This is a genomic window from Streptomyces sp. NPDC058373 (assembly GCF_042723275.1).
In the GTDB taxonomy this organism is placed as follows: Bacteria; Actinomycetota; Actinomycetes; order Streptomycetales; family Streptomycetaceae; genus Streptomyces.
On sequence record NZ_JBHXJE010000011.1, the window covers coordinates 18,466 to 37,984 of the forward strand.

Below are 19,519 nucleotides of genomic sequence, written 5' to 3' on the forward strand. Positions count from 1 at the left end.
AGCTGTCCGAGACGTGCGGATTGACCACGCTGGCACCCGAACCTACCGTCGTCAACAGAAGCCCTTCGCCACGGGGAATCCCCGCGTCACGGGGACTCCCGGTCGATCCCGTGCTTCACGCACTGTCCCGACGTCCCGGCGCACGTGCCGGTGTTCCGCACCCCCTCCGGCTTCTGCCGGCCTCCGCAAGCACCACCGAAAAAATGGGGCCTGCTCATGGACGTCTCCTTTCTGGGCGGACCGCACCCGCAGCACGGTGTCGGTGTGGTCGCACCCTTCGATTTCGCACTCGACCGGGAACTCTGGCGATGGGTACCCGACGAGGTCTCGCTCCATCTCACCCGGACGCCCTACGTCCCGGTGGAGGTCAGCCTCGACCTCGCCCGGCTGGTCAGCGAACGCGCCACGCTCCACGAGGCGGTCCGCGCCCTCAGCGCCGCCGAGCCCCAGGTCCTCGCCTACGCCTGCACCTCGGGCAGTTTCGTCGGCGGCCACGTCGGCGAGCGCGCCATGTGCGCGGCGATGACCCAGGCCGGCGGCGTCCCCGCCGTCACCACCTCCGGCGCCCTGCTCGAAGCCCTCGCGGAGATCGACGCCCGCCGGATCGCCCTGGTCACGCCCTACACGCGGTCGGTCACCCGTTCGCTGGAGCGCTACCTGGCCCGGGGCGGCATCGAGGTCACCGCCCGCGCCAACCTCAACCTGACCCACCACATCTGGCAGGTCCCCTACCGGGACGTCTCCGCGATGGCGCACCGCGCCGTCCGCCGCAAGCCGGTCGACGCCCTCTTCATCAGCTGCACCAACCTCCCCACCTACGACGTCATCCCCCAGCTGGAGGCGGAGCTGCGCATCCCGGTGCTCTCCGCCAACCAGGTCACCATCTGGTCCGCCTTGCGCCACCTCGGCATCGGGGCCGTCGGCCCGTACCAGGCGCTGCTCAACCCGGCCGCCCGCCCCGGCGCGGACGAGTTCGGCTCGACGGCACCGGGTCCGGCCGCGCCCCGGAGGGGCGGCAGCGAACACCCCGTCCTGCCGGACAGCCCGCTGCTGTAGCGGGGCCTTCGGCCGGAGCGCCGCCCGGGTGCGCACAGGAAATCGCGGCGCGTCCGGGCGGGCCTCGCGGGACATGGCGGTCGGATGTGCGGGAATCGGTCCCAATGAGGAGCAGGGGGTCTCCGCCGGCCCCTGGCCGCCAACGTCGAAAGGGCACACATGACAGCGCTCGGCTTTCTCTACCCGGGGCACTCGGCCGAGGACGACTATCCGCGCATCGAGGTCCTGATGGGCGGCAGCGTCCGGCTGCACGTCATCCACACCGACATCGGCGAGGACGCGCACCGCGTCGACGCCCTGCTGGAGATGGGCTCCCCGGCCCGGCTCGGCGCGGGCGTCGAGGAGCTGCGCCTCTCCGGCGCCGAGGCGGTCGTCTGGGCCTGCACCAGCGGCAGCTTCGTCTACGGCTGGGAGGGCGCCCACGAACAGGTCCGCGCCCTCGCCGAGGCCGCCGGCCTCCCCGCCTCCAGCACCTCCTTCGCCTTCGCCCACGCCGTGAAGGAGATCGGCGCCACCCGGGTGGCCGTCGCCGCCACCTACCCCGACGACGTCGCGGGCCGCTTCTCCGACTTCCTCAAGGCCTCCGGGACCGAGGTGGTCCAGGAGAAGGCGAGCGGCATCATCACCGCCGCCGAGGTCGGCACCTGGGGCTGGGACGAGGTACGCGAACTGGCCCGCTCCGGCGACCACCCCGCCGCCGAGGCCGTCCTCCTCCCCGACACCGCCCTGCACACCGCCGCCCACATCCCGGCCCTGGAGAAGGAACTCGGCAAGCCGGTCCTCACCGCCAACCAGGTCACGGTCTGGGAAGCGCTGCGCCTGGCCGGCCGCCGGGTCCGCGAGCCCGCCCTCGGCACCCTCTTCCTCCAGAAGCCCCAGGTCGTCTCCTGAGGGCGAGGAGAAGGAGGGCGGGGAGAGCAGGAGAGAGCGGGGAAGGAGGCAAGGAGGCCAGGAGGGAATAAACCGGAGTCACCCTCCCGTTAAACAGGGGTTCGCACCCCCAGCAACAGGAGGCACCCGCGGTGGACGACATCCGAGGAAAGGCTCTGGGCGCAGCCCCGACCCCCCTCTCCGTACTGGACCTGGCCACAGTGGGCGCGGGCCAGACGTCCACGGACGCCCTGAACGCGGCGGTCCGGATCGCCCGGGTCGCCGACCGGCGCGGCTTCACCCGCCACTGGGTGGCGGAACACCACTCGATGCCCGGCGTGGCCTCCTCCTCCCCGGCGGTGATCCTCGCCCACCTCGCCGCCCACACCGAGCGGGTACGCCTCGGCTCCGGCGGCGTCATGCTGCCCAACCACGCCCCGCTGGTCATCGCCGAGCAGTTCGGCACCCTGGAGGCGCTGGCGCCGGGCCGCGTCGACCTGGGGCTGGGCCGCGCCCCCGGCACCGACGGCGCCACCGCCGCCGCACTGCGCCGCACCGACCGCCTGCACGAGGGCGCCGACGACTTCCCCGAGCAGCTGGCCGAGCTGATCCGGTTCCTCGACGACGACTTCCCCGACGGCCACCCGTACCGACGCATCCACGCCGTGCCCGGTCCCGTGCAGAGCACCGCGGCGGGGGGCGTGCAGTCGCCGCACCGGCCGCAGGTCTGGCTGCTCGGGTCGTCCGGGTTCAGCGCCCGGCTGGCCGGGATGATGGGGCTGCCGTTCTCCTTCGCCCACCACTTCTCGGCGCGCAACACCATCCCCGCGCTCGACCTGTACCGCGACTCCTTCCGGCCCTCGGAGGTGCTGGACGCGCCGTACGCCATGATCGGGGTCTCGGCGTTCGCCGCCGAGGACGCCAAGGAGGCCCGTCGCCAGGTCCTCACCGGGGCCCTCAACATGGTCCGGCTGCGCCGGGGCGCCCCCGGGCTGGTGCCGACGCCCGAGGAGGCCGAGGCACACACCTTCTCCTCCATGGAGCAGGAGTTCATCGACGACTGGCTCTCCAACGTCGTCCACGGCACCCCCGACGAGGTACGCGCCGGGCTCGACGCCCTCCAGAAGCGCACCGGGGCGGACGAGCTCATGCTCACCGCCAACGCCCACACCCAGGACGCCCGCGTCCACTCCTACGAACTCATCGCGGACGCCTACGACTTGCCCACCCTGAGTTGACCCTCCGGGGGTCGCCCCGTTTTGGCCTCAAGCGCCGGCCGGGCTGATCTTGGACTGCTCCCCGGTCTTTCGGTACGGGGCACGGATGGCCTCAAGCGCCGGCCGGGCTTGGATCGGGGTGCCCTCTGACCTAGGGCTTCGGTCACCGATGGCCTCAGGCGCCGGCCGGGCTGATTTTGGGCTGCTCTTCGATCTCGGCTGCAGAGCACATGTGGCCTCAAACGCCGGCCGGGCTGGGTTTGGGTTGCTCCGGGACCTCGGGCTCCGGCCACTGATGGCCTCAAGCGCCGGCCAGCCTAGGGGAGAGCGGAGCCAGGGGCCTTTGGAGCGAGCCGCGCCCACGAAATCCAGCCCGGCCGGCGTTTGAGGCCATCGGTGACAGGTGCTGATGGTCCGGGACCAGCAATCCCCAGCCCGGTCGGCGTTTGAGGCCATCCGTGGCGGGCGTTGAAGGTCCGGAGAGCGAGCCAAGACCAGCCCGGCCGGCGCTTGAGGCCACCCGTGACGGGCCCCGAAGGCCCGGGGCGCAAGCCAGGACCAGCCCGGCCGGCGCCTGAGGCCAAGCCACCGACGGGCAGCCCGGCGCCGGGCCGGGCGCAAGGGGTCAGCCCTGTTGCCGCAACAGGGCGGAGATCCGCTCCGGCCCCACCGGCCGCGACCACAGCCACCCCTGCCCGGTGTCACACCCGATCCCCCGCAACCTCCGAGCCTGCTGCGCCGTCTCCACGCACTCCGCCGTCACGGTCAGCCCCAGCCGGTGGGCGAGCGAGACCATCGCCTCGACCACCACCTCGTCCGCCGCCCGGGGCGGCACCGCCCCGGGCCCCCCGTCGTCCCGGAAGCTGCGGACGAACGACCCGTCGAGCTTGAGCACGGACACGGGGAGCCGACTGAGGTAGGAGAGGTTCGAGTACCCCGTACCGAAGTCGTCGATGGCGATCCGCACCCCCATGGCGCTCAGTGCCTGAAGCACCCGCAGCGGCCGCCCCGCCGACCCCATCAGCGCCGACTCGGTCAGCTCCAGCTGCAACAGCTCGGGCGGCAGCCCGGTCGCCTCCAGCGCCGCCGCCACGTCCGCGACCAGGTCGGAGTCCCACACCTGGCGCACGGCCACGTTGACGCTGACGAAGAGCGCGCGGCGCCCGGGCCGCGCCACCTGCCAGGCCCGCGCCTGCGCGCACGCCGTCCGCAGCACCCACCGGCCCAGCTGGACGACCGACCCGTCCTCCTCGGCCTGCCCGATGAACCGGCTCGGCGGCAGCGTCCCGAACTGCGGATGCCGCCAGCGCACCAGCGCCTCCACCCCGCTGGTCGTCCCGTCGGCCAGATCCACCAGCGGCTGGTAGTCGAGGACGAACTCGCCGCGCCCGATCGCGGGCCGCAGCTCGGCCGCGAGCACCTGCCGCGTCATCCGGTGGGCGTTGCGCTCGGGGTCGAAGAGGGTCCACCGTCCGCCGCCGTCGGCCTTGGCCCAGTACAGCGTCGTATCGGCGTCCTGCATCAGCTCCGTCGCCGAGGTCCCGGCCGCGGGCCGCTCCACCACGCCGACCGAGGCCGACACGGCAAGCCGCTCCCCGCCGGCGTCGAACGGCTCCTCCAGCGCCACCAGCGCCGCCGCCGCCAGCGAGGTGAGCTGCTCGGTGCCCGCCGAGTCCGGCACCAGCAGGGCGAACTCGTCCCCGCCGAGCCGCGCCACCAGCGGCGTACGCCCGCCGCGCGCCCCCTCCACCGCCACCCGGCTCAGCCGCTCGGCGACCGCGGTCAGCAGCAGGTCGCCGGTGCGGTGGCCGAAGGTGTCGTTGACCGCCTTGAAGCCGTCCAGGTCCAGGTAGCAGACGCCGATCCGCCCGGTCTCGGCCTGCCCGGCCTCCGGCGGCCAGCGGTCCTCGGGGTGCTCCCCGTGCTCGGCGGCTCCCTCGGGGCCGGGCTGCCCGGTCACCGAGGCGAGCCGTTCGAAGAAGAGCGCCCGGTTGGGCAGCCGGGTCACCGGATCGTGCATCCGCAGGTCGCGGACGCGCGCCTCCAGCTCCCGCCGGGCGCTGACGTCGGTCACCGACAGCAGCGCGCCGCCCGGCCCGTCCGCCCGGGGCGGCTCCACCGCCACCAGTAGCCACCGCGCGCGCCCCTCGGCGTCCCGCACCCGCCGGGTGCGCCGCAGCCCGGCCCGGCGCCCTTCCAGCGCCGCCCGTACGGTCTCGTCCCCGGGTCGTCCCAGCAGCTCTGCCGCGCCCCGGCTCAGCGCTCCCGGGCCGGAACCGGTGCCGAGCAGCGCCGCGAACGCGTCGTTGGCCTCCACCACCCGCCCCGCCCGGTCCAGCACCGCCAGCGCCAGCGGGGCGCGCCGGAAGGCGTCCGCGCGGACGTCGGCGGGGGAGTGGGCGCGGGCCCCCGGCACGGGGGGCCGTGCCTCGCACCCGGCGGGCGGCGGGACCGGTGGGTCGAACGACGGAGCGTCGTGCGGCGGCCGCTCCTGTGGCCTGGTCTCGTGGAGCCGGTGTTCCTGGGGCGCAGCCGGTGCCTGCCCGGTCGCGGCTGACGGGCCTTCGGTCGTTCCGCTCACCACTCGCTCCCGTTCCGTGAGGGGGACGCGTCCGGCCGGGCGCGTGGCCCGTGAGCCCGGCCGCGCTGGCGTCGGCGTTCCGGCGTCCTCGTAGGGGAAGTGTGCCGATCATAGAGGCCGTGTGGAGAGGGCATCCAGCACGGCGCGTGGGGGCGCGCGCCCGGCGCTCAGGCGCATCACGCCTGCGCCGGGAGGGTACGGAACGACCGCCGCGCGGCCCTCCGCCGCCCCGCCGTCGCACCCACCGGGCACCGCCTCCGCCCGAACGAGTCCGGCGAGGGGTTGCCCAGTTCGAGCGGTGATCACTCCTCCGGGCGAGACAAACGAGGCGTTGCGGCAGAAAAGCGACCAGGCTGGCCGGGATGTGCCGTCCCCGCCCGACCCGGAGGTCGACTTGTCGCGTCAGGAGGAGCCACGGGAGTACGCGCCGACCGGACCGGCAGAGCCGGCAGGGGCACTGGAGCGCGTCACGCCTCGCGCGCTCGGCGCGGGCACGGTCGCCCTCCTCGCCCTCGTGGCGACCTCGCTGGTGGCCGGCCCCGCCTCGGCAGCGCCCCCGGGCGGCCCCTGCGCGCTGCCCCGCACCCCGGCCCACCACTCCGAGGGCCTCGACAGCTGGGACGGCGCCTACCCGCGCCCGCTCGGCACCCTCGATGCCGTCCTCGTCTTCCTCTCGTTCCCCGACGCCACCCCCCGCACCACCCCCGCCGAACTGACCGCCGACTACTTCCCCGACGCCGCCAACTTCTTCGACCGCTCCTCCTACGGCCGCTTCACCCTGCGCCCGCACCCCCAGAAGGAGTGGCTGACCATGCCCCAGCCCTCCACCGCCTACGAGATACGGCGCGACTGGAACGCCGCCAGCCGCTCCGCCTATCTCCGCGACGCCCTCGCCGCCGCCGACCCGGTCGTCGATTTCTCCCGCTACGACATCGTCTACTTCGTCGCCGACCCGGACGCCCCCGGCGTCGACTCCGACGCCACCAAGGTGGTCAACTTCAGCCGCCCCCTGGAGGCCGACGGCACCCCGATCCGCCGCGTCGTCACCCTCTTCGAACGCCACCCGCCCGACCGCAACGTCCTCGCCCACGAGACCGGCCACATCTTCGACCTGCCCGACCTCTACCACCGGCCGACCGACAACAAGGGCGACTGGGACACCCACGTCGGCGACTGGGACCTCATGGGCAGCCAGTTCGGACTCGGCCCGGACCTCTTCGGCTGGCACAAGTGGAAGCTCGGCTGGCTCGGCCACCAGCAGATCACCTGCGTCCAGGGCGACGGCACCCACCGCCTCTCCCTGGAGCCCGTCGCAGCCGACGCCCCGCTCCCCGGCTCCGGCACGCGGCTCGCCGTCGTCCCCGAGGGCCCCGGCACCGTCATCGCCGTCGAGGCCCGCACCGCCGAGGGCAACGATGTCGACGTCTGCCGCGAAGGCGTCCTCGTCTACCGGGTCCGCACCGACCTGCCCTCCGGCGCGGGCCCCGTCGAGGTCCTCGACGCCCACCCGTCCACCGCCGCCTGCTGGGGCCGCTCGGTCTATCCCGACCTGGCCGACGCCCCCGTCCAGGAGGGCGAGACCTTCACCGTCCCCGGCACGGCCCCCGGCGAGGGCGTACGCGTGGAGGCCGAGGACCGTACCCCCTCGGGAAGCTGGACCGTGACCCTCACCACAGGTCTCTGACCAGCCCGGAGGGGCTCCACTCCACATGCACGCGCACATGAGGAAGCCCCCCGCTTCCGCGAGGGGCTTCCTCATCGTCTGTGCGCCGCCAGGGACTCGAACCCCGGACCCGCTGATTAAGAGTCAGCTGCTCTAACCAACTGAGCTAGCGGCGCCTGCTGACGTCGTAGACCTTAGCACCAGGAACGACAGGAGGAAAAATCGATACCGGCCGCGCGCTCCGCGCCGCCCGCACACACGCCCACCGCAGCACATCGGCCCCCGGCAGCCACGGGTACCGCGCCCCCGGCGCCACCAGCCACCGGTCCCCGGCGGCGGCTCCCCGCAGCTCAGCCCCGTCCCGGGCCTCCTCCCGCCCACCCGTGTGCTCCCGCTCGCGCTCTCCGTCCCGAGGATGCCGGCCCGCCGCCCGCAGCACCGGTACGGGAACCCCGGCACCCTCCGCCGCACCCGGCCCCGGCACCGTCACCGCGTCCCCGACCCCGTGGCAGAGCAGCGGCGGGACCGCGCTCCCGCACTCCTCCCAGCGCAGCAGGGCGGGCAGCCGCTGCGCCGTGCCCGGCGCCGCGAAGAGCAGTAACCGCCCCCGCTGCACCGCCGCGGGCCCCGACCCCGGGCCCTCCTCCCACAGCCGGTCCAGTATCCGGTGGCCGAAGACCGGCGGAACGTTCACCACGTCGAAGGTGACCCCGCACCGCAGCACCGCGGGCCCCGCCACCCCGGGGTACACCCCGGCCGAGGCGAGCCATGCGGCCCCCTCCGCCGTCACGCGGGCCGACTGGTCCTGACCGTCCTGCGGTCCACTCATGCGCACCCCGGGCGCGGCGGCTCGATGGCGGGCGGTGGCGGTGACTCGTGGGTTGCTCATGTGCACCAGATCTACCGGTGGTGAGCGTCCGGTATCGCAGAGTTGCCAAAAGGCGGGACATCGGCGACATCCATGAGGTACCTTGCCCCCTCACATACACCCCCGGCATATGCCGGGGTCCCCCTCAGTTCCCGGCGGGCCGTGCGCGCAGCAGGTCACGCCCGAACTCGATCATCTTCTTCGTGTACGACACGGTCCACTGCGCCCGTTCCCCGATGGCCTCCGCGCTCAGCCGATCGAACCGCCGCGGATCCGCGAGCTGCGCCGCAGCCATCGCCTGGAACTCCACCGACCGGTCCGCCGCGGCCCGAAACGCCACCGTCAGCTCGGTGGCCCGGTCCAGCAGCGCCCCCGGATCCTCCATCGACTCCAGATCGAAGAAATGCTCCGGATCCCCCACAGCCTCCGCCGGCTCGAACAACAACGGCGCAGGCCGCAACCGCGGCCCGTCCCGCTCGGACTCCGCCATCACACTCCTCCAAACCCAGGACCCCACGCCCCAGAACCACCTCCCATTGTCCCCACCCACCCCACCCCCCATCCCCGCCCCGCCCCATCCCCTCCGAACGAGACAACACGACCGAAGCCCACCCCGCCCCCACCCGCACCCCCGGCGCACACCCAGCGACCCCCAGAGCCTGGCCGGCGTTTGAGGCCATCTGTGACCGGCACGGCCGAGCGTCGCTCAGCCACATCCCAGCCCGGCCGGCGTTTGAGGCCATCTGTGACGCGCACCCGAGACCGGACGCCCGCCAAGCTCAGCCCGGCCGGCGTTTGAGGCCATCTGTGACCGGCACGGCCGAGCTGCGCCCAGCCAGAAGACAGCCCAGCCGACCGCCAGGTCACCCCGCCGCCAGGCGAACCCGATGCCCGCCCAGCACTCCAAGCACGGAGTGATGGGCCTCCCACCCATCAGGAAACCGCACCCCCACCCCCAACAAAACCGGCTCCACAGCCGGATGCGCGTCCAGCACCCCCTGCACCCCCTCCCGGCACACCACCACACACGCGTGCCGATGCCGCGAGGCCAGCACGCACAACCGCCCCGTCTCCAGATGGAACGCCGTCGCGTCCGGCCGCCCCGACAGCGGATGGAGCACCACGGTCACATCGAACTCCCGCCCCTGAAGCCGATTGGCGGTGTCCACCGCCACCCCCTCGACCCCGAGCGCCGCCAGCTCGGCCCGCACCGCCGCGGCCTGGTCGCGGTGAGCCGTCCCCACCGCGATCCGCCGCGCCCCGAGCGGCACCGGCTCGGGCCCGGCCTCCGACAAGGCCACCCCCTCCCGGTCGAGCAGCCGCCGCACCACCATCGCCACCGCCCGCACCGCCTCCGGATCGGTCCGCGGCGTGTGCCGCGCGGGCAGCTCCAGCAGCCCCCACCCGCTGCGCGCCGCCTCGTCGATCACCTCGTCGTAGGGCGTCCCCGCCGACGGCACCGCGAAGCCGAGGCTGCGGTCCCCAGGACCGGTACCGCTGCGGAAGGGGGTGAACGGGTAGAACGCGTCCGAGACCAGCGGCGCCGCCGAGGCGGGCAGTCGCCAGGAGACCGGCAGCCGCAGCTGGGGCAGCTCCGGGTTGTGGGCCAGCAGCGTGGCCACCGCGCTCGCCGAGGGGTCGTAGGAGAGCCCGGCCCACTGCTCGGCGTCGACCAGGGCGAACGGGTCGAGCTGCCCCGGGTCCCCCACGAAGAGCGCCCGCTCGAAGAGCCCGGCGACGGCGAGCAGCGCGTCCGACCGCATCTGGTAGGCCTCGTCCACGATGGCGTGCCGCCACGGCTCGACGTCCTTGACGTGCGCCCACTTCGCCGCCGTGGAGACCACGACGTCCATCCCGGCGAGATCCTTCACCTTGGTGGAGGTCCGCACCGAGGGCAGCGGGTCGAGCGCCTTGTCGTAGGCGTCCCGGTCGCTGCTGTGCAGCCGCCCCACCGGCAGCTCGGGGTCCTTCTCCGCCAGCCGCAGCACCAGGTCGTCCACCTGGGCGTTGGTCTGCGCGATGATCATCAGCGGCCGGCCCGCCGCCGCCAGCTCCCGGGCGGCCCGCACCACCAGCGTCGACTTCCCGGCGCCCGGCGGGGAGTCGACGACGACCCCGCGCGCCGAGCCGTGCAGTGTCGCCGCCAGGATCTCCTCCGTGGCGCGGGTCGCCTGCTCGCCGGGGGAGAGCTCCCCGGTGTCCGCACGCGCCGCGCCCGCCGTCGCCTCGTCCGCCGCCGTCATCCCGTGCTCTTCCTCGTCGCGTCGTGCTGCCTGTCGCCCCACCCCGGCCGTACCGCTCCCCGACGCGTCACAGCAGGTCCTCCGGCGTCACCGGATCGGGAGCGGTCGCGGGTCCGGGCAGCGCGCCCGGGGGCTCCGGCGGGCCGCCGTGGGTCCACGGCGTCTCCTCGGGGTCCGGCAGCTTGGGGCCGCCCCGCTGGTCGTGCTCGAAGAGCGTCCAGCAGATCCGGTCGCCCTTCTCCGGGACCGACCCGGCCTCCGGCTCCCGGCTCCGGCCCATCCGGTCCAGCACCCGCAGCAGAAGCAGCCGCTCGCCGGGCCCGGCCCCGTCCCCGGCGGCCTCCCCGGCCGCGTCGGCGTCGGCGTCGGCGTCGGCGTCCGGGTCCTCCCAGGTGTCCGGCGCCAGCACCTCGGCGGTCTGCGGTCGCCCGCCGAGCTCGCGGTAGACCTTGGCGCCGACCGCCGCGTGCGGGGCGTCCTCGGTACGGACCGTGAGCACCGGTCGCGGACTGGGCCGCTTGCTCTCGGTGTACGTCATCCGCACGTCCAGCACCTCGGCGGCGAAGGCCTCCCCGGCCAGCCGCCGCCCGGCCATCACCAGCGGATCGTCCAGCGCCTCCTGGGCGTCGAGCCGGGCCTGCTCCCGCTCACGGGTGGCGAGCTTCTGCGCGGCGGTCACCGCGTCGTCCCGGCGCGGCTGCGGCGGCTCCCCGGCGGCCAGCCGGTCCCGGTGCGCGGTGAAGGACCAGCGGTCCCGCGTCCAGCGGTCGGGGACGTGGGCGCCCTCGGGCAGCCCCCGCAGCAGGTCGATGCCGTGCCACACCGCGTCCCAGGTGGGCCGGGTCCGGCTCTCGACCAGGGCGCGCAGCTCCCGCTCGGCCGCCGTCATCCCGGCCAGCAGCCGGTCGGCGCTCTCGCCGTCCTGCGCGTCGGCCAGGGCGCGGCGGGCCCGGTCGTACCGCTCGACGGCGGGGGCCAGCAGCTTGTTGTCGAAGGCGGGGTCGGTGGCCGGGCCCGCGGGCGGGCAGAGCAACTGGCCCTCCTCGTCACGGGCCAGCTCCGCCCGGCGCGCGGCCCGGTCCCCGTCGTCCCCCGCCGGCGGGTCGATCCAGGCGAGCAGCGCCCCGAGGTGCTGGTCCTCCAGTGCGCTCTGTCCCGTGGCCCAGTGCCGGGCCAGCAGATCCGTCATGGCGACCAGCAGCGACGAGCCCGGCACCCGCGCCCGCTCGCCGAGATGGGTGAACCAGCGGCCGAGCAGCGGCACCTGCTCCGGCGCCGGGTACGGGCCCTCCGGGTCCTCCTCGGCGGTGCGGCGGAACCGGTTGGCCCGCCCCAGCAGCCGCACCAGCTCGACACCGGCCCGGCCCGGCACGACGAGCTGGGGGGCGTCGGCGCACAGCTCCGTGACGACCTTGACCCGCTTGCCCGTCTCCGGGTCGGCCTCGGTGCGCTCGGCCGGCTCCACCTGGTCCGCGTACTCCTCGATGTACGGCAGGACCACCGAGGCCAGCCGGGCGAGGAAGGTGAACCGCAGTTCGCGGTCGGCGGGCTGCGGCACCACCAGCAGCCGGGGCTCGTCCCGGTCGGTGCCGACGAGCGCGCCGAGCGGCGCCCCCGCCTCGCCCGCAGTCGTCAGCGGGACGAGGACCAGCGGCCGGTCGCAGAGGCGCCGGTGGCGCACGGTCGCCGCGGGCTGGGCCCGGCCCGTCCGCACCGCCTCCAGCCGTGCGAGGGTGCTGATCAGCGACATCCCGGCCCCCGATCCGGCGTCCCGGCGCCCGCGGCGGCCAGCGCTTCCGTACGCAGCCGGGCGGCCCGCCGCAGCGCCGCCACCGTCGCTTCGGCGCCCGGGTCGCCTCCCTCACCGGTGTCCGGGAGCGAGGAGGCGGCGGCCAGTACCTCGTCGACCGAGGTCAGCCCGCCCAACTCGCCCCGGACGGAGCGGCCCAGCGCCGTCACGTCACCCGCCGAGCGGGCCCGCTCACGGCAGTGGAAGGCCAGCTCGCAGGCGGAGAGGCACTCCGGGGCGTAGGCGGCCGGCACCGATTCCACGGCGTGCAGCAGTTCGGCGGCGGGCCGGTCGGGGTCGAAGCAGACCTCCGGCGGCAGCGCGTCGGCCAGCTCCTCGACCCGGGTGAGCCGGGAGAGCTGGCGGCGGGTGACCGCCCGCTGCTTGCGCACGTCGACGGCGGCGCCGGCGGGGAGGTTGGAGAAGTCCTTGGGGCAGACCAGCAGCACCCGGTGGCGTACGGCCGGAGTGGCGCCCAGCGGGCCCGAGAGGCGGGCCGCGGCCTCCTCCAGCGCCAGCACGTACACGGCGGCCTGCCGGGCGGCCGAGCCGACCTTGGCGGCGTCCGCGGAACCGTCGAGCATCGGGAAGGACTTGATCTCCACCACCGACCAGCCGCCGTCGGGGTGCACCACGACCGCGTCCGGCTCCAGGAACGCCTCCGACCCGGCCACCTCCAGGACGAGCATCGGATGGTCCAGCAGCGTCCACCCGCCCGGGCGGCCCACCGCCTTGCGCAGGGCCTCCTCGGTCCGCGCGACCCGCTCGGCCGGGCCGGGCGCCGCGAGGTCGGGCACCTCACCGCCGCTGTCGGGGGCGGGCCCGCCCCCGAGGCAGGCGTGGGCGAGCCGCAGCAGCTCCGCGCCGCCGTCGGCCTTGACCCGCGCCTCGAAGGCGTGCCCGCGCATGAAGGCGAACTGGGACTGCCCGAACCCCGAGGGCACCCCCAGCGCCTCGGCGAGTCTGGGCTTGTCCACCCCCGCGCCGTCGAGCAGGGCGCGGCGGTGGCACCCCGGGTTGGCGGCGAGCGCCGCCAGGGCGCGCGCGTCGAGCGGCCGGGGCGGTACGGAGACGCCCCGCACCTGGGCCAGCCGCTGCCGGAGTGCGGGGGCCGCGGGTGCGGCGCCGTTCGGGTCTTCGCTCACGCGGGAAGTCTGGCATCCCGGACCGACAGCGCACCGGACACCGTCGTCACGAAGCCGCTGACCTGCGGAGTGACAGGCGGCGCACCGAGGTGACCGCGCGCCGCCTACTTCTCCCGCACCCCCAGCTCCCGCAGCGCCGGCAGTTCACCGCCGGCCTCCTTCCGCAGCGTCAGCCGGACCTGGCGGACGGGCGCCCCGGGGCCGGGCGCCTGCCAGCGGCGGCCGTCGGGGGAGACCTCGACCCGGTACGAGGCGGGCTCCACCGCCCAGTCGGGGGTGACCGAGGCGATCCGGGTGGGCGAGGCCAGTTCGGCGGTGAGGGTGGCGGAGGTGGCGTCGGCTGCGGGGGACCAGACCGTGGCCCCGGCCCCGTCGACGGCGGCCTCGGCGTACAGGCCGGGCTCCTCGGAGCCGGCGCGGACCGGGGCGCAGCGTGCCGGGTCGGTGGAGGGGGCCAGGTCGGGGCGGCGGGTCTTCAGGGTGAGCGGGGCGCCGGGGGCGACGGTGGAGCGGCCCTCGGGGGTCTCGACGGTGAAGGGTGCGCCGGAGGTGAGCCGGACCTCGGTGGTCTCCGGGCCGATCGCGACGTCGAAGGCGCGGCCCTGCCAGCGCAGCCCGCGCACCGCCACCCCGCCCGACTCGGTGCCGTCGGCGGTGCGGGCCAGTTGCGGGGGCAGCGTCGGGTCCAGGTGAAGGCGGTCCGCGGTGCGCAGCCGCATCCCGGTCAGGCCGTGGGTGAAGGTCTGGAGGAAGCCGCCCTTGCCGGTGAGGAAGTCCTCGGCGGGGGTGCCGGAGAGCGGGTCGTCGGCCCCCGCCTTGTCGCCGCGCGCCTCGGCGAAGAGGGCGTACGGACCGCGGGCGAAGGGGCGTACGGAGCGCTCCAGGTAGGTGTAGGCGGCGCAGCCCGGCTCGTCGGCGGCGGCCGCGACGACCGAGTGGACCGAGTCGGTCATGGCGGGCCCGTCGGGGTCGGTGCGGGCGGCGTAGTGGTCGAGGGTGGCGGCGGCCGCGCCCTCGGGCATCGGCCAGTCGAGGGGGTACGCCAGGAGCACGGCGTCGGCCTGCTTGATGCGGGAGCCCTCGTATCCGTCGTACTGGAGGAAGACCTTGCGGTCGGCGTTGTAGGGGATGCGCAGACCGTCGGCGATGGTGCGCCACTCGGGCGGGGCGGTGGAGCCGACCGCCTCGGCGGCGTCGGTGGCGTGGCGCAGGGCGGTGGCGGCGACGGCGTTGGTGTAGACGCCGTCGTCCACGCCGTTGCTGTACTCGTCGGGACCGGCGACGCCCTTCACGGAGTAGCTGCCGTCGGCGTTGGCGGTGACCCGGGAGGCCCAGAACTCCGCGATGCCGCGCAGCAGCGGCGCCCCGTCGCGGCGCAGCCAGGCCCGGTCGCCGGTGGCGAGCCAGTACTGCCAGGCGGCGAGCGCGATGTCGCCCTGGAGGTGGTTCTGGGTGACGCAGTGCGGCGGGTTCCAGCTCTGGCACTCCTCCCACAGGTCGCCCGAGGAGGCGCTGGTCCAGGGGAAGAAGAGGCCCTCGAAGCCGAGTTTGCGGGCGTTCTCGCGGGCGGCGGGCGAGGTGCGCACCCGGTGGTCCAGGACGGTCCTGGCGAGATCGGGGTCGGTGGCCAGCAGCGCCGGGAACATCCAGGTCTCCGCGTCCCAGAAGATCATTCCGGCGTAGTTGTCGCTGGTCAGGCCGGTGGGGCCGAGGGAGTTGCGGGTGCCGGGGCGGGTCGAGGAGAGCAGGCCGTAGCGGGCCGAGCGGAGCCAGAGGCGCAGCTGCTCCTGGCGGGCCGTCGGCTCCGGTGCCGCGCCCCGGCCGGGCCGCTCGCCAGGACCGGTGTCCAGGTCGGCCCCGGACTCCCAGAGCTCGCGCCAGGCGCCGGCGTGCGCGGCGAACAGCGCCTGCCAGCCCCGCCGGGCCCCGGCCCGGGCTGCTTCGGCCGCGTCGGCGCGCGGGTTGCGAGAGGTGAGCGAGGTGTCCACACCCACGTACTTGACGGCTTCGTAGGTACGCCCTGAGCGCACCGGGAACGACGCCGACTGGGCCGCGCTCAGCCCGCGGGCCTCGCCGGAAGGCCGGACGAGGCCCGCGGGTGGCCGCAGCACCGAGGCGACGGCGCCCTTCACGCCGGTGCCGTCGGTGCGGAAGGCGACCGTCCTGGTGCCGGGCGCGCCCGGTTCGGCGCCGCCCCCGGACTGCGTCATACGGCGGGCGGCCCGGCCGTCGATCCGGTCGGTGACGGTGGCCGTCCCCGACCAGCGCGGGGTGATCCGCAGGCGGACGGCGGCGCCGTGCGGGGCGTTCCGGTCGGCGAGGACCTCGTACACCAGGTCGGTGCGGCGGCCGTCGGCGCCGGTCCAGGTGAGGGCGGTGCGGACCAGGCCGCAGTGGAGGAGGAGGGTCTGGCGGTAGCCGGTGACGCGGCTGTCGTGGCCGTAGGTCTCGCCGCCAGCCGTGAGGTCCAGGCCGGTCCAGTTCGGGAGGGCGGCGACGGCCTGGCGGCCCGCGGTGTTCTCCGGTCCCCGCGCGTAGAGGCCGGAGACGAACGCGCCGTCGTAGCGCGGGGTGAAGAGGGGCCAGCCGGTCTTCACGACGGGCTCGCCGCCCTCGCCCGGTGGCCGGAACCCGGCACCGGCGGCGGGGACGCGGACGGCGAGGTAGCCGTTGCCCACGTAGGCGTGGGCCGGGGCGGCGTCCTCGCGACGGCCGGCCGCCGGGGTCCAGCCGGGGGAGGGCGCGCACCGGTCCTGGCCGGCCGGCGGGGCGGGGGCGGCCGGCGCGGGGATGGCGGCGGCGTGGTGAACGGGGGTCAGGAGGGCCGCCGCGAGGAGCGGGGCCGTCGTCAGGCGGGTCGCACGGGTGATCCTCACGGGGGAGACGATGCGGGCCGGGCCCAGCCGTGCGGGGTGGGCGCGGCGGCGGGTCCCACGGATGGGGGAGCGGCGCGCGGGCGGTCTGTCCGGTGGCGTCGGCTTTCGGCCACCAGGGTGGGGAGGAAGTGTGACCGAGCGTCAACCGCCTTGTGTGGCCGCAGTGTTAACCCTGTGGTCGCCCTCTTGTGGGATTCCTATGGATCGGTCAATCTTTCGACGGCGACGCGGGCGGCACTCCGCCCTCAGGGTTGTCATGGCCCTGACCTGTTGCTGTGTCCGGTGCGCCCCAAAGCACCGCCACGCACCGCCCCCACCAGTGCACCATCGACGAGGAGGACCCCTCAGATGGCAGTGATGCGTCACAACCGCCGAAGAATGGCCGCCATCAGTGCGACGGCCGTGGCCGCTCTCGCCTTCGGCGGCGTCGCCGCGCTCCCCGCGAGCGCCGCGCCCGACCCCTCGGGCGCGAGCCTGATCGTCAACGCGGACGCCCCCGACCGCGTCAAGGACAGCTACATCGTCACCCTCGACGCCGACAAGGTCGGCAAGGCGACCTCGGCGAAGAGCAAGGCGCTCGCCAAGGAGTACGGCGCCACCATCGAGCGGACGTACCAGGCCGCGCTCAACGGCTACGCCGTGGAGCTCAGCCGCGCCGAGGCGGAGAAGCTCGCGGCGGACCCGGCCGTCGAGTCGGTCTTCCAGAACCGCACCTTCACCATCGACGCCACCCAGACCAACCCGACCTGGGGCCTGGACCGCATCGACCAGGCGTCGCTGCCGCTGGACAGCAAGTACACCTACCCGGACAAGGCCGGTGAGGGAGTCACCGCCTACATCATCGACACCGGCGTCCGCATCAGCCACAGCGACTTCGGCGGCCGCGCCGCCAACGGCTACGACGCCGTCGACAACGACAACGTCGCGCAGGACGGCAACGGCCACGGCACCCACGTCGCGGGCACCGTCGCGGGCAACGCCTACGGCGTCGCCAAGAAGGCGAAGATCGTCGGCGTCCGCGTCCTCAACAACGCCGGCTCCGGCACGACCGCGCAGGTCGTCGCCGGTATCGACTGGGTGACCCAGAACGCCGTCAAGCCGGCCGTCGCCAACATGAGCCTCGGCGGCGGCGCCGACGCCGCCCTCGACCAGGCGGTCCGCAACTCCATAGCCTCCGGCGTCACCTACGGCGTCGCGGCGGGCAACGAGAACCAGAACGCCCAGAACGTCTCCCCGGCCCGCGTCACCGAGGCGATCACCGTCGGCTCCACCACCAACACCGACGCCCGTTCCTCGTTCTCCAACTGGGGCCCGGTCGTCGACATCTTCGCCCCCGGCTCCTCGATCACCTCCACGTGGAACACGAGCGACTCGGCGACCAGCACCATCTCCGGCACCTCGATGGCGACCCCGCACGTGGTCGGCGCCGCGGCCCTCTACGCCTCGGAGAACCCGACGGCGACCCCGGCCCAGGTCCAGGCCGCGCTGAAGGCCAACGCCACCAGCGGCGTCGTCTCCGGCCCGGGCACCGGCTCGCCCAACCTGCTCCTGCGCGTCGGCTCCGGCGGCACCACGCCGCCGCCCGCCGGCCCGCTCTTCGAGAACAAGACCGGCTACGCCCTCCCCGACAACACCACCGTCGAGGCCCCGGTGACCGTCAGCGGTGTCGCCGGAGCCGCGCCCTCCACCCTGGGCGTCAAGGTCGACATCTCGCACACCTACGTCGGTGACCTCCGCGTCCAGCTCGTCTCGCCCTCCGGCACCGTCTACACGTTGAAGGCCTTCGGCACCGGCGGCAGCGCGGACGACATCAGGACCACCTACACGGTCGACGCCGGCGGCCAGACCGCCAACGGCGTCTGGAAGCTCCGCGTCACCGACAACGCCACGTACGACACCGGGCGCGTCAACTCCTGGGGTCTCCAGTTCTGACCGGTGCTGAGCGGTACGCGGCGGCGCTGACCACCGCCGACCAGCACCGACCGGGGACCAGGGCGCCCGCCGCCCCGCTCCCCGGAGCCCGGGCCCGGAACGCCGTACGAGCGGCGTCCCGGGCCCGCGGCCGTGCGCGGCACCGGCCCCGGTCCGGTACGTCCCCGGCCTCCCGTCGGCGCCCCCGCATACGATGCGCTCCATGACCGCGCGCACGGCGCGGCGTGCGGGCCACGCACACCGCCAAAGGGCGCGCGCGGCCCGCGGGAGGGGACCAGAGGAGCGAGCGAGCGTGGCCACACCGCCGACCCCGGGGATGCCGCCGGGCCAGCCCCAGCAGCCGGGACCAGGGGCGCCGCCCCCGCCCCAGGTGCCGCCGCAGGGCACACCCGGCCCGTACCAGCAGCCGTACCAGGGGCCGTACGGGGCGTACCCGGGCCCGGGGCAGCCGGGGATGCCGCCGGGCCACCCCGGCTACGGCTACGGCTATCCGGCCCCCCAGCCGCCCGTCAACGGCCTGGCCGTCGCCTCCCTCGTCACCGGCATCCTGCTCTGCGTCCCGGCGGTCGGCCTGATCCTCGGCGCTTTCGCGCTGCCCAGCGTCAAGCGGCGCCGGGAGCGCGGCAAGGGGCTGGCCGTGGCGGGCATGATCCTCTCCTCCTGCGGGCTCGCCCTGTGGACGGTGATGCTCGCCACCGGCGGCTTCTCCTCCTTCATGGAGGGCTTCCGCGAGGGGATGCGCGAGGGCGCCGGCTCCGCCTTCTCCCTGCGCACCGGTGACTGCTTCGACGTCCCCGGCGGGCAGGGCCTGGAGGGCGAGATGTACGACGTCGACAAGGTCGACTGCGCCCGCCCGCACGACGGCGAGGTCTTCGGCGTCTTCGATCTGCCGGACGGCGACGCGTACCCCGGAGAGGACCGCATCGACGCCATCGCCGACCGCCGCTGCACCGCACTGGTCGACGGGTACGCGGGCAGCACCGCCGAGGAACTGCCCGAGGAGGTCTTCGTCTTCTACTACCTGCCGACACCGGAGAGCTGGGCGCTGGACGACCGCGAGGTCAGCTGCATCTTCGGCAAGGACGGCGGGAAGCTCACCGGCAGCCTGGGCGAGACCGGGGCCGGTCAGGGCGGCGACGGCGGTGACGCGCCGGGCGCCTCCGGCGGCTCCACGGGCGGCGGGGCGGGCGAGGACGAGCCGCCCGGGGAGATCTCCCCGGTGGGGCTCTCGCGCCCCTTCGCCGGGTGAACGGGAGCGGTCCGGAGAAGTTCCCGGTCA

13 protein-coding genes and 1 tRNA gene are annotated in these 19,519 nt (G+C 74.9%); 6 read left to right on the forward strand and 8 right to left on the reverse strand.

The window, feature by feature from the left end:
- The first annotated feature begins 216 nt into the window (after window positions 1-216).
- From ACFWMZ_RS09765 to ACFWMZ_RS09775, 3 genes are all read left to right on the forward strand, one after another.
- Window positions 217-1,056, forward strand: coding sequence for an aspartate/glutamate racemase family protein (locus ACFWMZ_RS09765; RefSeq protein WP_383178561.1), 840 nt, complete (start codon window positions 217-219; stop codon window positions 1,054-1,056).
- A gap of 159 nt (window positions 1,057-1,215) precedes the next feature.
- A complete protein-coding gene (locus ACFWMZ_RS09770) occupies window positions 1,216-1,947 on the forward strand; it encodes a decarboxylase (protein ID WP_383178564.1) in 732 nt (243 codons plus the stop codon).
- A 131-nt stretch (window positions 1,948-2,078) separates the two neighbouring features.
- On the forward strand, window positions 2,079-3,164 hold the full coding sequence (locus ACFWMZ_RS09775; RefSeq protein WP_383178567.1) for an LLM class flavin-dependent oxidoreductase: 1,086 nt from the start codon (window positions 2,079-2,081) through the stop codon (window positions 3,162-3,164).
- Window positions 3,165-3,768: 604 nt separating this feature from the next.
- Here ACFWMZ_RS09775 and ACFWMZ_RS09780 read toward each other — a convergent pair.
- A complete protein-coding gene (locus ACFWMZ_RS09780) occupies window positions 3,769-5,724 on the reverse strand; it encodes a putative bifunctional diguanylate cyclase/phosphodiesterase (protein WP_383200615.1) in 1,956 nt (651 codons plus the stop codon).
- A gap of 364 nt (window positions 5,725-6,088) precedes the next feature.
- On the opposite strand from ACFWMZ_RS09780, the gene ACFWMZ_RS09785 reads away from it, so the two are divergent.
- Complete coding sequence (locus tag ACFWMZ_RS09785) at window positions 6,089-7,408, forward strand: M6 family metalloprotease domain-containing protein (RefSeq protein WP_383200708.1); 1,320 nt, start codon at window positions 6,089-6,091, stop codon at window positions 7,406-7,408.
- Between the two features lie 81 nt (window positions 7,409-7,489).
- Here the strand turns inward: ACFWMZ_RS09785 and ACFWMZ_RS09790 are convergent.
- From ACFWMZ_RS09790 to ACFWMZ_RS09820, 7 genes are all read right to left on the reverse strand, one after another.
- A tRNA-Lys gene (locus ACFWMZ_RS09790) sits at window positions 7,490-7,563 on the reverse strand.
- The gene (locus tag ACFWMZ_RS09795) at window positions 7,554-8,216 is read right to left on the reverse strand and encodes a hypothetical protein (RefSeq protein WP_383200618.1); all 663 of its coding nucleotides are present in this window, start codon (window positions 8,214-8,216) and stop codon (window positions 7,554-7,556) included. The genes ACFWMZ_RS09790 and ACFWMZ_RS09795 overlap by 10 nt, the downstream gene beginning before the upstream one ends.
- Window positions 8,217-8,400: 184 nt before the next feature.
- Complete coding sequence (locus ACFWMZ_RS09800; RefSeq protein WP_383178578.1) at window positions 8,401-8,745, reverse strand: hypothetical protein; 345 nt, start codon at window positions 8,743-8,745, stop codon at window positions 8,401-8,403.
- 373 nt (window positions 8,746-9,118) lie between these two features.
- Window positions 9,119-10,498 (reverse strand): AAA domain-containing protein, encoded by a 1,380-nt coding sequence (locus ACFWMZ_RS09805; RefSeq protein ID WP_383200620.1) that lies wholly within the window; start codon window positions 10,496-10,498, stop codon window positions 9,119-9,121.
- A gap of 67 nt (window positions 10,499-10,565) precedes the next feature.
- On the reverse strand, window positions 10,566-12,248 hold the full coding sequence (locus tag ACFWMZ_RS09810; RefSeq protein WP_383200623.1) for a hypothetical protein: 1,683 nt from the start codon (window positions 12,246-12,248) through the stop codon (window positions 10,566-10,568).
- Window positions 12,239-13,432 (reverse strand): hypothetical protein, encoded by a 1,194-nt coding sequence (locus tag ACFWMZ_RS09815; protein WP_383200626.1) that lies wholly within the window; start codon window positions 13,430-13,432, stop codon window positions 12,239-12,241. Before ACFWMZ_RS09815 ends, ACFWMZ_RS09810 begins: the two co-directional genes overlap by 10 nt.
- Window positions 13,433-13,536: 104 nt before the next feature.
- Window positions 13,537-16,308, reverse strand: a complete 2,772-nt coding sequence (locus ACFWMZ_RS09820; RefSeq protein WP_383200629.1) for a glycosyl hydrolase family 65 protein — start codon at window positions 16,306-16,308, stop codon at window positions 13,537-13,539.
- Between the two features lie 348 nt (window positions 16,309-16,656).
- On the opposite strand from ACFWMZ_RS09820, the gene ACFWMZ_RS09825 reads away from it, so the two are divergent.
- Window positions 16,657-18,240: a S8 family peptidase gene (locus ACFWMZ_RS09825; protein WP_383178593.1), complete on the forward strand. Its 1,584-nt coding sequence runs from the start codon at window positions 16,657-16,659 to the stop codon at window positions 18,238-18,240.
- Window positions 18,241-18,532: 292 nt separating this feature from the next.
- Window positions 18,533-19,489, forward strand: a complete 957-nt coding sequence (locus ACFWMZ_RS09830; RefSeq protein ID WP_383200632.1) for a DUF4190 domain-containing protein — start codon at window positions 18,533-18,535, stop codon at window positions 19,487-19,489.
- Window positions 19,490-19,519: the final 30 nt, after the last annotated feature.